At 62.0% G+C, this 13,371-nt stretch carries 14 protein-coding genes, 1 tRNA gene and 2 pseudogenes; 10 read left to right on the top strand and 7 right to left on the bottom strand.

The features are described 5' to 3' along the window. Positions 1-240 precede the first annotated feature (240 nt). The 3 genes and pseudogenes from CXQ82_RS16255 to CXQ82_RS16245 all read right to left on the bottom strand — a co-directional run bounded on the left by CXQ82_RS16255 (position 241) and on the right by CXQ82_RS16245 (position 1,141). Positions 241-600 carry a hypothetical protein gene (locus CXQ82_RS16255; RefSeq protein WP_101270725.1) on the bottom strand — a complete coding sequence of 120 codons (360 nt, stop codon included), beginning with the start codon at positions 598-600 and terminating at the stop codon, positions 241-243. Between the two features lie 80 nt (positions 601-680). After that, positions 681-889: pseudogene (locus tag CXQ82_RS16250) on the bottom strand (hypothetical protein). A gap of 165 nt (positions 890-1,054) precedes the next feature. After that, positions 1,055-1,141, bottom strand: a tRNA-Leu gene (locus CXQ82_RS16245). Between the two features lie 276 nt (positions 1,142-1,417). Between CXQ82_RS16245 and CXQ82_RS16240 the strand changes: the two genes are divergently transcribed. Then, complete coding sequence (locus CXQ82_RS16240; protein WP_241150917.1) at positions 1,418-1,831, top strand: hypothetical protein; 414 nt, start codon at positions 1,418-1,420, stop codon at positions 1,829-1,831. Between the two features lie 41 nt (positions 1,832-1,872). Here the strand turns inward: CXQ82_RS16240 and deoC are convergent, their stop codons facing one another. Then, complete coding sequence (gene deoC / locus CXQ82_RS16235; RefSeq protein ID WP_101270721.1) at positions 1,873-2,544, bottom strand: deoxyribose-phosphate aldolase; 672 nt, start codon at positions 2,542-2,544, stop codon at positions 1,873-1,875. Positions 2,545-2,678: 134 nt separating this feature from the next. On the opposite strand from deoC, the gene deoR reads away from it, so the two are divergent. The 8 genes from deoR (at position 2,679) to CXQ82_RS16195 (ending at position 11,409) form a co-directional block, all read left to right on the top strand. Then, a complete protein-coding gene (gene deoR, locus CXQ82_RS16230; RefSeq protein ID WP_101270719.1) occupies positions 2,679-3,437 on the top strand; it encodes a DNA-binding transcriptional repressor DeoR in 759 nt (252 codons plus the stop codon). Between the two features lie 154 nt (positions 3,438-3,591). Beyond that, complete coding sequence (locus tag CXQ82_RS16225; RefSeq protein ID WP_101270717.1) at positions 3,592-4,566, top strand: substrate-binding domain-containing protein; 975 nt, start codon at positions 3,592-3,594, stop codon at positions 4,564-4,566. Between the two features lie 42 nt (positions 4,567-4,608). Then, on the top strand, positions 4,609-5,625 hold the full coding sequence (locus tag CXQ82_RS16220) for a galactitol-1-phosphate 5-dehydrogenase (RefSeq protein ID WP_241088929.1): 1,017 nt from the start codon (positions 4,609-4,611) through the stop codon (positions 5,623-5,625). Positions 5,626-5,725: 100 nt separating this feature from the next. Beyond that, on the top strand, positions 5,726-7,246 hold the full coding sequence (locus tag CXQ82_RS16215; RefSeq protein WP_101270713.1) for a ribulokinase: 1,521 nt from the start codon (positions 5,726-5,728) through the stop codon (positions 7,244-7,246). Beyond that, complete coding sequence (locus CXQ82_RS16210) at positions 7,243-8,217, top strand: sugar-binding transcriptional regulator (protein WP_101270711.1); 975 nt, start codon at positions 7,243-7,245, stop codon at positions 8,215-8,217. The genes CXQ82_RS16215 and CXQ82_RS16210 overlap by 4 nt, the downstream gene beginning before the upstream one ends. Further along, positions 8,210-9,697 carry a sugar ABC transporter ATP-binding protein gene (locus CXQ82_RS16205; RefSeq protein ID WP_101270709.1) on the top strand — a complete coding sequence of 496 codons (1,488 nt, stop codon included), beginning with the start codon at positions 8,210-8,212 and terminating at the stop codon, positions 9,695-9,697. Before CXQ82_RS16210 ends, CXQ82_RS16205 begins: the two co-directional genes overlap by 8 nt. Before the next feature lie 4 nt (positions 9,698-9,701). Next, positions 9,702-10,730 (top strand): ABC transporter permease, encoded by a 1,029-nt coding sequence (locus CXQ82_RS16200; protein ID WP_101270707.1) that lies wholly within the window; start codon positions 9,702-9,704, stop codon positions 10,728-10,730. Positions 10,731-10,743: 13 nt separating this feature from the next. Further along, complete coding sequence (locus tag CXQ82_RS16195; protein WP_101270705.1) at positions 10,744-11,409, top strand: HAD-IA family hydrolase; 666 nt, start codon at positions 10,744-10,746, stop codon at positions 11,407-11,409. A gap of 5 nt (positions 11,410-11,414) precedes the next feature. Here CXQ82_RS16195 and CXQ82_RS16190 read toward each other — a convergent pair whose 3' ends face one another. Both CXQ82_RS16190 and CXQ82_RS16185 read right to left on the bottom strand, forming a co-directional pair. Then, positions 11,415-11,696 carry a hypothetical protein gene (locus CXQ82_RS16190; RefSeq protein WP_101270703.1) on the bottom strand — a complete coding sequence of 94 codons (282 nt, stop codon included), beginning with the start codon at positions 11,694-11,696 and terminating at the stop codon, positions 11,415-11,417. A gap of 125 nt (positions 11,697-11,821) precedes the next feature. Continuing rightward, positions 11,822-12,349 carry a DinB family protein gene (locus tag CXQ82_RS16185; RefSeq protein ID WP_101273806.1) on the bottom strand — a complete coding sequence of 176 codons (528 nt, stop codon included), beginning with the start codon at positions 12,347-12,349 and terminating at the stop codon, positions 11,822-11,824. A gap of 137 nt (positions 12,350-12,486) precedes the next feature. Here CXQ82_RS16185 and CXQ82_RS16180 point away from each other — a divergent pair, with 137 nt between their 5' ends. Beyond that, a complete protein-coding gene (locus CXQ82_RS16180) occupies positions 12,487-13,173 on the top strand; it encodes a tellurite resistance TerB family protein (RefSeq protein ID WP_101270701.1) in 687 nt (228 codons plus the stop codon). Positions 13,174-13,175: 2 nt separating this feature from the next. On the opposite strand, the pseudogene CXQ82_RS16175 reads toward CXQ82_RS16180, so the two are convergent. Then, positions 13,176-13,358, bottom strand: a pseudogene (locus tag CXQ82_RS16175) (hypothetical protein); the annotation flags it as partial. Positions 13,359-13,371: the final 13 nt, after the last annotated feature.

Here is a 13,371-nt window from a genome sequence, read left to right as displayed (position 1 = left end):
CAGCCTCTACAGGGTAGACACTGGGCAAGAGCATTCGTCATGACGATCAGTAATGGGCAAGGCAATGCATTAGAGGGATCAACCCCGTCGAGCAATAGCGCAGCGATCGGATCTCTATCCCCTCAAGAGCGGTATGACATGAGTATGTCCGCTGCGAACATTTTTAGGTCGCATGGACTGATCGACGGGGCCGGTTGGATCGACTTGTCAGATAGAGCTCTCGCTGTATACGCAGACGAGCTAGGCTGAACGTTCTTTTAGATTTGTCAGCTCCATCAGCAGCCTCTGGTTCTCCCTGAACAGGTGGTCGCGCTGATCGGCGACCACGTCGAGGCTGGCAATCCTTCGCCCCATATCAGAGCTCTCCCGGTTCAACCTGCCGATATTTTCCAATGCTTTCTTGAGTGCCAATTCTGCAGATGCTTTGCCGGTGGCCAGATCGTCGCTTAATTGGACCAGGCCGGCGATATTGCGGCGCGCCTTGTTCAGCATCGCTTGTGCCTGGTTGAGTTCGTCCTCTAGCAGGGCGCAATGGTGCTTGTACATTTCCAGCGGCGTAGGGCAGCCAAGCCACGCGAAGGTGTCTTCGTCGATGTTCATGGTGTGAAACTCAAATGCTGTATGTGCATACAGTATTTGAGAGTCTATGGTTATGCGATTCCAGCCGACGAGCTGCAGGGTCACTCCGGTGACATGAGCACGGCCAGAGTGAGTTTTATGAATCTTCATTCTCGTCAATGGTGTGCAGCGCGCCTCGGATATTTTCTGCGACCTCGGCAGAGCCCCGCTGCTCCACCCAGCTTGAAAGTTCCATGATCGAGGCTTCAAGGGCCAGCTGGTTTTCGTACAGCTTGGAAAGCAGGGAGGGGAGCAGGTCTGAGTTGGGCATCGGCGTTCCTCTGGTGGAGTGAACAGCGTAGCAGTCGGTGAAACGGAGGATTTGAATTAAGTCGGCAGAACGCCGGAGAGGGGAATTGCGGAACACATCCAAAAATTGCGGAACACAAAAGATAAAGGCCTGCATGAAGTTCATCATGCAAGCCCTTGATATCTATGGTGCCCGAACCCGGAATCGAACCGGGACGCCCTTACGAGCGGGGGATTTTAAGTCCCATGCGTCTACCAGTTTCGCCATTCGGGCGGCAGCGCGGTGCAGCAGGGTTGAGAATATATAGACCCAGGCGCTTGGGCGCAAGGTTAAAAGGTCGCTTTGTTGCACCTTGAGGGCAACGAAAAAGCTCGATAGATCAGTGATCTACGGAGGCTTTCAGATAGATTTCAGAGGATTCCTACGCTGCGGGAACAAGATTCATAACTGACAGTCATAGCGATATGCCATCCCGGCTGTCTTGAAAGGAATCGGTTGATGTTCTCAGTTCGCAAGCGCTCTTGGATCGTAGTTGCAGGTTTTATGGGGATGTTGGCAGGCACGGCTCACGCGGAGAGTGCGGTGCAATGGGGGGATTTCAGCGCGGCGAGCAATGATCGCCTGACGGCGGCTTCGATGGAGGCGGGTAATCGGTATGTCTTGAAGTCGTCGCGTATTTCGGTCGGGGACGTTGAACAGTTGCAAGCTGCGCAGAAACGCACCGATGACGATCTAAAGGGCCTGAAAAGCAAGGTGGACGGGCAGGCCCGCGACTTTGATGAGTTCAAGCGCAAAGACGGTTCGAGTTCCAGTTCCAGCGACAGCCAATTGTCGAGCCTCAAACGCACGGTCGACGAGCAGAAAAGCACGATCGAACGGCAAAAAAGCGATATTGAGGGCCTGAAGCGTAGCCTGGATGACCTTAAACGCAGCGTCGATACCTTGAGCAACAAGGTCAAGTAACTCCATTGGAAGCCCAGCCTGCGCGCTGGGCTTTTTGTCGCCTAGTAGGCGCCCGCCACCGTGCTTGCACCGCTGACAATGGCTATCCCGGAACTGCTGCCCAAGCGTGTGGCACCCGCGTCGATCATTGCCTCGGCGGTGGCTAGATCCCTCACGCCGCCCGAGGCCTTAACGCCGATCACCGGCCCGACCACTTCGCGCATCAGGCGCACATCGGCCAGGGTGGCGCCGCCGTGGCCGAAGCCGGTGGAAGTCTTGACGAAGGCGACGTTGAGTTCGCGGCAAATCACGCATGCCTGGGTTTTCTGTTCGTCGTTGAGCAGGCCGGTTTCCAGGATCACCTTCAATGGCACTTCGCCGCAGGCCTGGAGGACCTGGGCGATGTCGTCGCGCACCGGGTCCAGCAGGCCATCCTTCAACCAGCCTATGTTCAATACCATATCAATTTCCCGCGCGCCGGCCTGGATCGCCAGTTGTGCCTCATAGGCCTTGGCCGCGCTGAGACCGGCGCCCAGGGGAAAGCCGACCACTGCGCACACCAGCGGCAGCGCGCCATGCAGGCATTCAGCCGCCAGCGGCACGTTGGCGCTGTTGACGCACACCGATTTGAAACCATGCTCGCGAGCCTCGGAGCAGAGTTGGCGAATACTGGCCTGGGAAGCGTCCGCGGCTAGCAGGGTGTGGTCGATATAGCTGGCGAGGTCTTGGGGCATGGGAGTGTCCTGTGGATGCGAAGAAAAGCCTGTTTGTGTTAAGTTGAATGCATTAAATGTGAAATAAATAACATTGTAAATGGATTTTGTGAGCCTGCCTGACAGCCAGTCACAGAAGAACAGGGTGAGACGCAGTGGATTCAAAGAAAAGCGAGCGCTTCAAAGCCATGCACAAAGCCCTGCAGGGCGAGGCGGCGGTGCACCTGAGGGACATGGCGGCGTTGCTCGGCGTGTCGGAAATGACCGTGCGTCGTGATCTGGTGGATAACGCCCACGGCCTGCGTCTGCTCGGCGGGCATGTGACCCGCAGCGGCGCGCCCGAGCCGGATTACCAAGTGGCCGAACAGGATCAGCGCAACATCGCCGAGAAGCGCCAGATCGGCATCCTCGCTGCACGCCTGGTGCGCCCGGGCGATACGATTTTCATCGATTGCGGCACCACCACGCCCTTTATCATCGATGCCTTGCCTGACGAGCTGGAGTTCACTGCGCTGTGCAACTCCTTGAATGTGCTGATTAAACTCCAGCAAAAGCCGCACTGCACGGTGATTCTGTGTGGCGGCATCCTGGACCGGCGTAACATGGTGTTTGAAAGCCGCGCCGAGGCCGGCATCATCGATGGCATCCGCGTGGCATGGGCGTTTATCTCGGCCGCCGGGGTCAGCGCCGCCCATGGGGTCACCTGTTACAACCTCAATGAAGTCGAAGTGAAACGCCGAGTGATGGCGCGGGCGCAGACCTGCGTGCTGGTGGCCGACCACACTAAATTCGAGCAGGTACGCGCGGCGCATTTCGCTGACCTGGCGGACTTCCAACGGGTGATCAGCGACGCCGGCCTAACACCCGCGCAGCAGCAGATGATTGAAGAGGGTGGAGCAACGCTGGTGATGTGATTTTTATTTCGTATGTTTGAATTCTAACAAAATAGCCTTGACACCCTTAGGGACAAGGCATAGTTTTTCAAATGTGATCGCTGTTCACATTTGTGAGTACGCCCTCCCTGAAGGGCGTACCCGAATCCAGACAACAATAAAAATAGGAATCACCATGCTACAGATAGCCCGTAAACCTGTTCGTGTGCTGTCCCTCGCACTGGCTGTGGCGGCCTCGGTCCTGGCGCTGAATGCCCAGGCCAAGGATCTGAAGATCGGTTTCAGCCAGGTAACCCTCCAATCCCCGTTCTATGTGCAGTTGCGCGATGGCGCCAAGGCCGCCGCCGCCAAAGACGGCGATGAGCTGATCTTCCTGGATGCCAACGGCGACATCAGCAAGCAAAACAACGATATTCAGGACCTGCTGACCCGCAAGGTCGACATCCTCATCATTAATGCGGTCAACCCGGACGCGGTCGGTGCTTCCCTCGAAGCTGCCAAGCGCGCCAAAGTCCCGGTGATTGCCGTGGACCGCGCCATCAATGCCGCCGTCGCCGCCACCATTGGCCGCAACAATGCCGAGATGGGCGAGCTGTCCGGCAAGGCGCTGGTGGCGGCGCTCAAACAAAAAGGCGTGGTCAACGGCAAGATCATCGAGATCCAGGGCGACGCCGGCGGCACCGTGATGCAAGAGCGGCGCAAGGGTTTCCACACCGCGCTGGCCGGCACCGACTTCAAGATCATCGAAGGCCCCTACAGCGAATACATGCGCGCCAATGCGGTGACGGCGATGCAGGACTTGCTGCAGGCCCACCCCGACCTCAAGGCGGTGATCGCGCACAACGACGACATGGCCATGGGCGCTCTCCAGGTGCTCAACGAAAGCGGCAAGAAAAACGTGCTGGTCGCCGGGGTCGACGGCTTGTCCGAAGCGATCACCGCGATCCAGAACGGTGATCAATACGTCGCCACCGCTCTCAACGACCCGCGTTACCTGGGCGAGGTCGCGATTGAAGCGGCGCGCGGCCTGGTCAGCGGCAAGACCATCCCGGCCTTTGTCGACGCGGGCACCAAAGTCGTGACCAAGGCCACTGCGGCCGAGGTCAAGCACGACGCCACCTTCGGCGAATACCGCCCCGGCGCACTCTGAAACGCTGATCGCTCAACTGCCTACCTGATAGGGGAAACCACTGTGAAAGCTGCCGTCATGTACAAACCGGGTGATATCCGGGTCGAAGATGTTCCAAAACCTGCCGTCAAGGCTGGCCATGCGCTGGTGCGTGTCGCCGCCTGCGGGGTGTGCGGCTCGGATATACCGCGCATGCTGAGCAAGGGCGCCCACGTGATGCCGCTGATCTGCGGGCATGAATTCGCCGGTTTTATCGAAGAAATCGGCAGTGGCGTCGAAGGCTACGCCATCGGCGAACTGGTGACCGTACCGCCGATGATCCCGGATGTGACCAGCGACCAATACGCCCGTGGCTTTCCATCGCGCTCCGAGCAATACGACTACTTCGGCAGCCGCCGCGACGGCGCCTACGCCGAATTCGTCAACGTGCCCTTGAGCAACCTGATCAAAGTGCCCGCCGGCATGGACCCGGTTGCCGCGTCCCTGGTGGACCCGGCGGCGATTGCCCTGCATGCGATCTGGAAGGCCGACTTCAAGGCCGGGCAGAGCGGGGCGGTGGTGGGCTGCGGGCCGATCGGGCTGTTTGTGATCCAGTGGCTGCGCATCATGGGCGCCAAGGACATCGTCGCCATCGACATCGCCGAAGAAAAACTCGCCATGGCCCGCCAGGCCGGTGCCACGCACACGCTGCTCAGCGGCGCTGCGGATACCGACTTGCCACGCTGCCAACTGGTGGTTGAAGCCGCTGGCCACCCGAGTTCAATCAACCAGGCCGTGCAACTGACCAAGGCCGGCGGGCATGTGGTGTTCATTGGTATTCCGACCGGCGAAGTGCCCATCAGCACCGCCACGTTCTCGCACTTCCTGCGCCAGGAAATCTCCCTGCACGGCGCCTGGAACTCGTTCTCCGCACCGTTCCCGGGGGATGAATGGACTGCCTCCATCGATAAGCTCGCGTCGGGTGAACTGCAATGGCAGTTCATGATCACCCACGACCTGCCGCTGGCTGAGTTACCGTCGATGTTCCAGCGTTACGCCGACCGCAGCGAAGTGGCCGCCAAGGTCATTTTCCGCCCGTGAGCCAACGGCCTGCGCGGTGATTTACCCAGCCCTGCAACGCATGCTGTTGCAGGGCCAAAAACAAAAAGCGTCGGCGCTACAAGACGCAGGAGGACGACCGATGACCTTGTTGTTGGGACTGGATTTCGGAACAGGTGGCGTGCGGGCCGGTTTATACGACTTGCACAGCCACAAACTGGTGCAGGTGGCCGAGGCCCCCTACGCCACGCAATATCCGCAATTGGGCTGGGCCGAGCAGGCGCCCGCCGACTGGTGGACGGCGCTGGGCAAGGCCTGCCGGCAACTGATGGCCCAGGCTGGGCACCCGCAGGTGGCGGCGGTGTGTGTCGCGACCACGGCCTCAACGGTGGTCGCGGCTCAGGCGGATGGCCAGCCCCTGGCGCCTGCGCTGTTATGGATGGATTGCCGCGCCGCCGTGGAGTCGGCGCGCACCGCCCAGGTCAGCCACCCGATGATGAACCAGGGCGGTGATGCAGTGGAATGGCTGGTGCCCAAGGCGATGTGGCTGGCCGAGCATCAGCCCGAGGTGTATCGGCGTGCGGCGCGTATCTGCGAAGCCGTGGACTGGATCAACTTTCAACTGACTGGCCGCTGGGTTGCGTCCCAGCTCAATGCCAGTTGCAAGTGGAACTACGACACCCTGCAACAGCGCTTTCCCGTGGAGCTGTACGCCGAACTGGGGATCCCGGAACTGGCGCAAAAACTGCCGCCGGAGGTGATCAAAGTCGGCGGGCGTATCGGCCCATTGACCGCTGACGCGGCCAACCACCTGGGCCTGGGCCGTGACACTCTGGTCGCCCAGGGCGGCATCGATGCGCATATGGCGATGCTCAGTGCCGGCACCACCGGCGCTGGCGAGCTGTTGTTTATCGGCGGGACCTCGGTGGTGCAACTGATGCACACCCCCAAGCGCATCGACGTGCCCGGCATCTGGGGGCCGTACCCCGGCGCCTTGCTCGACGGCCAATGGCTGATGGAGGGCGGGCAGGTCTCGGCTGGCTCGATCCTGAATTGGCTGGCGCAGAAAATGTTCGGGCTCGACGATGCCGGCCACCAGCAGCTGATTCGCCAGGCCGCCAAGCTGCAACCGGGTTCTACCGGCTTGCTGGTGCTGGATTACTGGATGGGCAACCGTACGCCGTATCGCTCGCCGGATATGCGCGGGGCGATCATGGGCCTGTCGCTCAATCATGATCGGCACGACCTGTACCGCGCTTCGGTGGAAGCGATTGCCCTGGGCTCGGCGAACATTTTTCACACCTGGCGCTCCGAAGGCATTGAGATCACCCGCGTGGTCGCCGCCGGCGGCTTCCAGAAAAACCCGTTGTGGCTGCAAGCCACGGTCGACGCCACGGGTGTGCCGTTCGAGATGGTGCCCCATGACAACCTGACCTTGATCGGCACCGCCGCTGCGGCTGCCTGTGCCCTGGGTGAATTCAGCGATTTGCAGCAGGCCGCCACGGCGTTCACCACTGTCGGCCGCCTGATCGAACCTGACCCCTACGCCCACGAGCAATACATCGAGTTGCTCGGCCGTTATCGCGCGGCCACCGACAGCGTGGCGCCGATCAGTTGCAAACCGCCAGCCAACCGTGTGCTCGGCGTAAGGCCTGCAGCATGAGTGCCGAATCGCTGTCGCCGAAACTGACCGCAGACTCCCAACGCGATGACCTGATGGTGCAGGTGGCCAAGCTGTACTACGACCTGGAAAAGACCCAGAGCGAAATCTCCCAGGAAACCGGCCTGACCCGCTGGCAAGTCAGCCGTTTGCTCCGCGAGGCCCGTGATTGTGGGGTGGTGCGCATCGACATCGTCGCTCATTCGGCCCGCGTGCCAGCACTGGAGGTGGCCCTGCAAAAGCGCTTCGGCCTGCGCGAGGCGTTGGTACTGGAGGTGGAAGATGAGGACGCGCTGAACGTGGTCACTCAAGCTGCCGCGCGCTACCTGTGCAACCTGCAGCCGATGCCCGCGCTGATCGGCGTGTCCTGGGGCCGCACCCTGACCAAAATGGCCCAGTGGCTCACGCCGCGCTGGAACGAAGGCGTCAACGTGGTGTTGCTTAACGGCGCGATCAATACGCGCTCGATGGGTGAACCCAGCCATAACGTCGCCGAACGGTTTGCCCAGGCGGCGCGCGGCCAAGCCACGCTGCTGCCGGTGCCGGCGATTCTCGGCCACGCCCATACTCGCGAGGCGCTGGAGCAAGACCCGGTGATCGCCCAGGTGATGCAATTGGGTGAGCAGGCGCCGGTGGCCTGTTTCAGCCTCGGTGAGCTGAGCGACCACTCGGTGCTGCTGGAGTCTGGCTACATCGACCGCCCGCTGCTTCAGGAGTTGGAGCGCCTGGGGGCCGTCGGCGACATCATGGGCCGCTTTATCGGTATGGACGGCCAGCCGGTATTGCCCGAGCTGGATGCGCGCACCTTGGGCCTGCGTTTGTCGGCCCTGCGCGAAAAGGCCTGGTCGATTGCCGTGTGCGTCGGCGCCCACAAGCACCGCATCGTGCACGCCAGTATCAACGCGGGTTACGTCAATGTGCTCGCCACCGACGCCGCGACCGCGCGCTATTTGCTGGAGCAGGATCATGAATGAGTTGGCCCTGGAAATCCGTCATGTCAGCAAGCGCTTTCCGCCGAATGTGGTCGCCTTGACTGACGCCTCCCTGGAGGTGCGCCCCGGTGAAGTGCACTGCCTGCTCGGCGCGAATGGCGCCGGCAAGAGCACGTTGTTGAAGATTGTCGCCGGTGCCCACCGGCCGGATGGCGGCGAGATGTTGATCGCCGGCCACAAGGTGGATCTGAAGAATCCGCAGCAGGCGCGTCAGGCCGGGATCGCGATGATCTACCAGGAGCTGGACCTGATCCCCCAAATGACCGTCGAAGAAAACCTGATGCTCGGTTACGCGCCACGGCGCTTTGGCATGATCGACCGTGGCAAGCGCAGCGCGTTGGCCAAGGCGGCGTTGCTGCGGGTGGGGGCAAATTTTGCCAGCACCGACCGCGTGGGCAGCTTGTCGATTGCCAACCAGCAACTGGCGGCCATCGCCCGGGCGCTGACCTGCGAGGCCAAGGTGGTGGTGATGGACGAGCCCTCTGCCGCGTTGAATGAAACCGAGCTCAAGCAAGTGTTTCGGGTGATCCGCGAGATCACTGCCGCCGGGGTGGCGGTGCTGTATGTGAGCCATCGCCTGAATGAAATCCGCGAGATCGGCGACCGCGTCACGGTGCTGCGCGCCGGGTGCACCTTGCAGACCTACGCGTTGGCGCAGATCGATGACCAGGCGCTGATTGCCGCAGTGGTCGGCGAGCATCGCGACCTGTTGGAACGCAGCCCGCGCCAACCGCCGCGCGACGCACTGGCGCTGAACATTCGGCGTTTGCGGGGCGCCGAGGGCCTGGACGTGCGTGAGTTGCAGGTGCGCCAGGGCGAGATTGTCGGCCTGGCCGGGCTCAACGGCGCCGGGCGCAGCAGCTTGCTCAAGGCGTTGTTTGGCGTCGGGCGCAATGACAGCGACGTCGAACTGTTCGGCGAACCTTACCGCCCGCTGACCTCACGCCAGGCAATCCGCCAAGGCGTCGGCCTGGTCCCGGAAAACCGCAAGACCGAAGGCCTGCTGCTGGACGCGCCGATTTACCGCAATGCCTGCCTGGTGCATGCGCGGCATCTGCGCTGGTTTTCCCACCGCCAGGCCAAGGACCGCGCGGGCCCGGTGCTGCAACGCCTGCAAACCAAGCTCGACAACCTCGAGCAGCCGGTGCGGCAACTGTCCGGCGGCAACCAGCAAAAGGTGGTCATGGCCAAGTGGGTGATCGATGGCGCGCGGCTGTTACTGCTCGATGAGCCGAGCCGTGGCCTCGACGTAGGCGCCAAGGCCGACCTGTACGCCTTGGCCCGCAGCCTGGCGCAGGACGGCGCGGCGGTGCTGGTGGCCAGCAGTGAGCTGGATGAGTTGTACGTCAATTGTGACCGCATCTGGGTCATGCACGAGGGCCGCAATGCGGTGTGTTTCGACCCGTTGAGCGCCAGTCGCGACCAGATCGACCAGGCCATCCTTATTGGTAGAAGAGTGTAAAGCCATGACTATTGCCAGCAACCCGACACCCGTTTTTGACAAACCCGTGGCCCTCGCGCCCAGCCGCCGCAGCGCCGTGCTGGACTGGGTGATGCGCTACAACTTTGTGTTCATCTTTCTGTTCGCGGTCGCGGTGGCGACGTTCCTGTCCGATGACTTCCTGACCTTCGGCAATATCGCCAACCTGTTCCAGCAAGGCGCGATTGTGGGGATCGTGGCCATTGGCATGACCTTTGTGATTCTGACCGCCAATATCGATTTGTCCGTCGGCAGCCTGTGCGCCTTCGGCGGCATTCTGGTAGCGGTGCTGTTGCAGCAGCAGGTCAGCGGCTGGCTGGCGGTGCCGGCGACCTTGCTGGTGGGGCTGGGGATTGGCACGCTGATGGGCAGCCTGACGGTATTCGGCAAAGTGCCGAGCTTTATCATCACCCTGGCCGGCCTGGTGTCGTTGCGCGGTGCAACGTTCCTGGCCTCCGACGGCGCGCCCATTGGCGGGCTGCCGGCGAGTTTCACCGGGTTCGGTTCGTCGATGATCGAGATCCTGCCGAGCGCCGGCATTGCGTTCCCGGTGCTGGGGCTGATCTTTATCGCGATCACCGCGATAGCCTGGCTGGTGCTGCGCTATACGGTGTTTGGCGAGTACGTGCTTGCCACCGGCGGTAATCTGGAGGCGGCGCGGCTGTCCGGGGTGCCGGTGCGCGCAGTGACCATTGCGGTGTTTGCCATTTGTGGTGGATTGGCGGCGTTTGCTGGCTTACTGATGACCTCGCGCCTGCATGTCGGCCAGCCTACTGCGGCCCAGGGGCTGGAACTGGACGCCATCGCCGCGGTGGTGCTGGGCGGCACCAGCCTGTTCGGCGGGCGCGGCAGCGTGGTGGGCACGGCGGTGGCGGTGATGTTGCTGCAGGTGTTGCGCAATATCTTCAATTTGTTGGGCTTGGGTTCGTTTTATCAGATGGCGATCACCGGCGTGATCATTGTGCTGGCTATCCTGCTCAACCGTCTGATTGACCATTACGCTGGCCGAACCTGAGGAATTACGACCCATGAGTGCACCCCGAATCAACGCCGTGATCTTCGACATGGATGGCTTGTTGCTCGATACCGAGGGCATCTACACCCAGGTGACCCAGCTGATTTCCGACCGCTACGGTGGCCGTACGTTTGACTGGCAGTTCAAGCAGAACACCATTGGGCTTGGGGCTTACGACCTGGCAAGTTATATCGTGCAGGTGCTGGAGCTGCCGATCAGCCCGGAGGATTTCCTTGAGCAGCGCACGCCGCTGATGAACCAGCGCTTTCCCCACGCCGCCGCCATGGCCGGGGCCGAGGCGCTGGTGCGGTATTTGTCGGCCAAGGGCGTGCCGATTGCGGTGGGCACCAGTTCTTCACGGCATTACTTCGACTTGAAGATCAGCCAGCACCCATGGTTTGGGTTGTTTGATGCGATCGTCACCGCGGATGACCCGCAAGTGGGCGCTGCCAAGCCTGCACCGGATATTTTCCTGGTGGCCGCACAGCGCCTGGGCGTCGACCCGGCGCAGTGCCTGGTGTTTGAAGACTCGCCGTTCGGCGTTACGGCGGCGAAAGCGGCGGGCATGTACGCGGTGGCCATTCCCGATCCGGCGATGCCAGATGAGAAGTTCCTGCATGCAGACCGCCGTTTACGCAGCCTTGAAGCGTTTGAACCACAACAGTGGGGCTTGCCGTGAGGCCCTTACACGAACGGCTGGCCGCTGAACCCGCGTGGCAAGCGCTGCAGGCCGGGCAGGTCGGTGAGGCGTTGTGTCCAGGCGCTGCGCCAGTCGCTGGCGGTGTGGGTCTTGGCTTTGCGTGAGGCACGGCGGGCGGCGTTGCGCTGGTTACGGCGCGCTTCTTTAAACGCATCGGTGTTACGGCAGGTACGGCATTTGACGCGGTTCAGCTCGACGCTGGACGGGAGGTTGGTGCCGTGGTGGCCACAGGCAAGATGCCCGGCGACCTTGAAGTGAATGACCATGTAAGCGTCTCCTTCTTATGGGGTACGCGCATCGCTAGAGCCACCATGCGCGCGGGGAGGGCGGGCGGTAGGAAAAGCCCGGCACCTGAGGTTTCGACCCCAGCGCGAAAGCGACGTTCGATCTTTCAGTCGATCAGTGCCAGCAGGTCAGTGTCGCCCACATCCTGCCCGGCCTGGCTGAGCAGGGTGGTGACCTGGCCCCGATGATGAGTCTGATGGTTGAAAAAATGCACCAGCAGGCTGTAGAAGTTTTTCTCGGCGGCCATGCCGCGCATGTTGTGGTACTGCAGGTGATGGTCCAGGTCCGCTTCCTGCAGGGTCTGGCTCCAGTCGAGAATTAGTTGATCGAGCCAGGCGCGCTGGGTGGCGAGCTCGCGCAGGTCGTTGAAGGCCAGTTGTTTCAAGTCCGCCGGTGTGGCGATGGCGTGTAAGGGGGCGAGCGCGGTAAAGCCTGCCGGGTGCAGGGCAAAGCGTTTGAGCCAGACCGTATCGCCCAAGGCCAAGTGGTTCAGCGTGCCGAGGATCGAGCCGAAAAACGCCCGGCGGTCCTCGACCCGTTCGGCGTGGCTCAGTTTGCCGGCCGCGTCATAGACCTTGCGGTTCATCCACTGGTTGTAGCTCGCCATCAGCGCGATCTGTTCGATACGGTTCACGGGCTTCATCTCTTATGGCGTGCCTTATGGGTGTAGCCGCGCCATCATAAAGCGTGCCCGCCCGGCGGTCATGGTGTTCCGGCAGCCGCGGGCTATGGTTGATAAACGCCAACCTCGCGCCCCGGGAGGGCAACACCATGAACACCAGCGATCTACTCGAACAAATGCTGCGCGCCGGGCAGGCTGGCGGCGCGTCCTCAGGCGGCGGCCTGGGTGGCGTGCTCGGCGGTTTATTGAAGGGCGGCAATGCCTCGGCTGGGGGTGGCCTGGGCGGATTGTTGGGTGGCCTCGGCGGCATGTTGGGTGGGGCCGCCACGCGGCCGACACAAGGGCGGTCCGGCGGGATGAACTATGCAGCGTTGGCATCCCTGGGGATGATGGCCTACCAGGCGTATCAGGCCTGGCAAAGCCAGCAGGCCGCCACCCCGCAACAGGCCTTCCAGACCGCCGACCAACTGGATGGCCCCGAAGCCGAGGCCCATAGCCACGCAGTGTTGCGCGCGCTGATCGCCGCCGCCAAGGCCGATGGCCGGATCGACGCAAAAGAGCAGCAGATGATCTCCACCGAACTGGGTAAGCACACGGATGACCCGCAGCTGCAAGCCTGGCTCGACGCCGAAGTCGCCAAGCCGCTGGATGCCGCGGATTTTGCCGAGTTCGCCGCCGACCCGGCGCTGGCGGCCGAGGTGTACCTGGCCAGCGTGATGCTGGTCGACGACCAGCAGGACGCCGAGCGCAATTACCTGGATGACCTGGCGGGGCAGCTGCACATCGACCCGCAGTTGCAGCTGCACCTGGAGCAACAGGTCCATCAAACGGTGTAGAGCCTGGACAGCAGGGCAAGGCCAATAACGGCGCCAACGGTCACGCCAATAAAGATCATATTGCGCCGCAATGCCCGGCGTTTCGCGGGTGGTAGCAGCAACAGGGTATGACGCGCGCCGCGATACTGGCGCGCACGGAATTTGGCAAACCCGTCTGGCTGCCGAGGGCTGTGTTTTTTGTGCATGATGCACCTCAGT

Origin of the sequence: Pseudomonas sp. S09G 359, from assembly GCF_002843605.1 — a bacterium.
Lineage (GTDB): Bacteria > Pseudomonadota > Gammaproteobacteria > Pseudomonadales > Pseudomonadaceae > Aquipseudomonas.
Note: the sequence above shows the minus strand (reverse complement) of the source record. Positions and strands in the feature narration are given on the sequence as shown.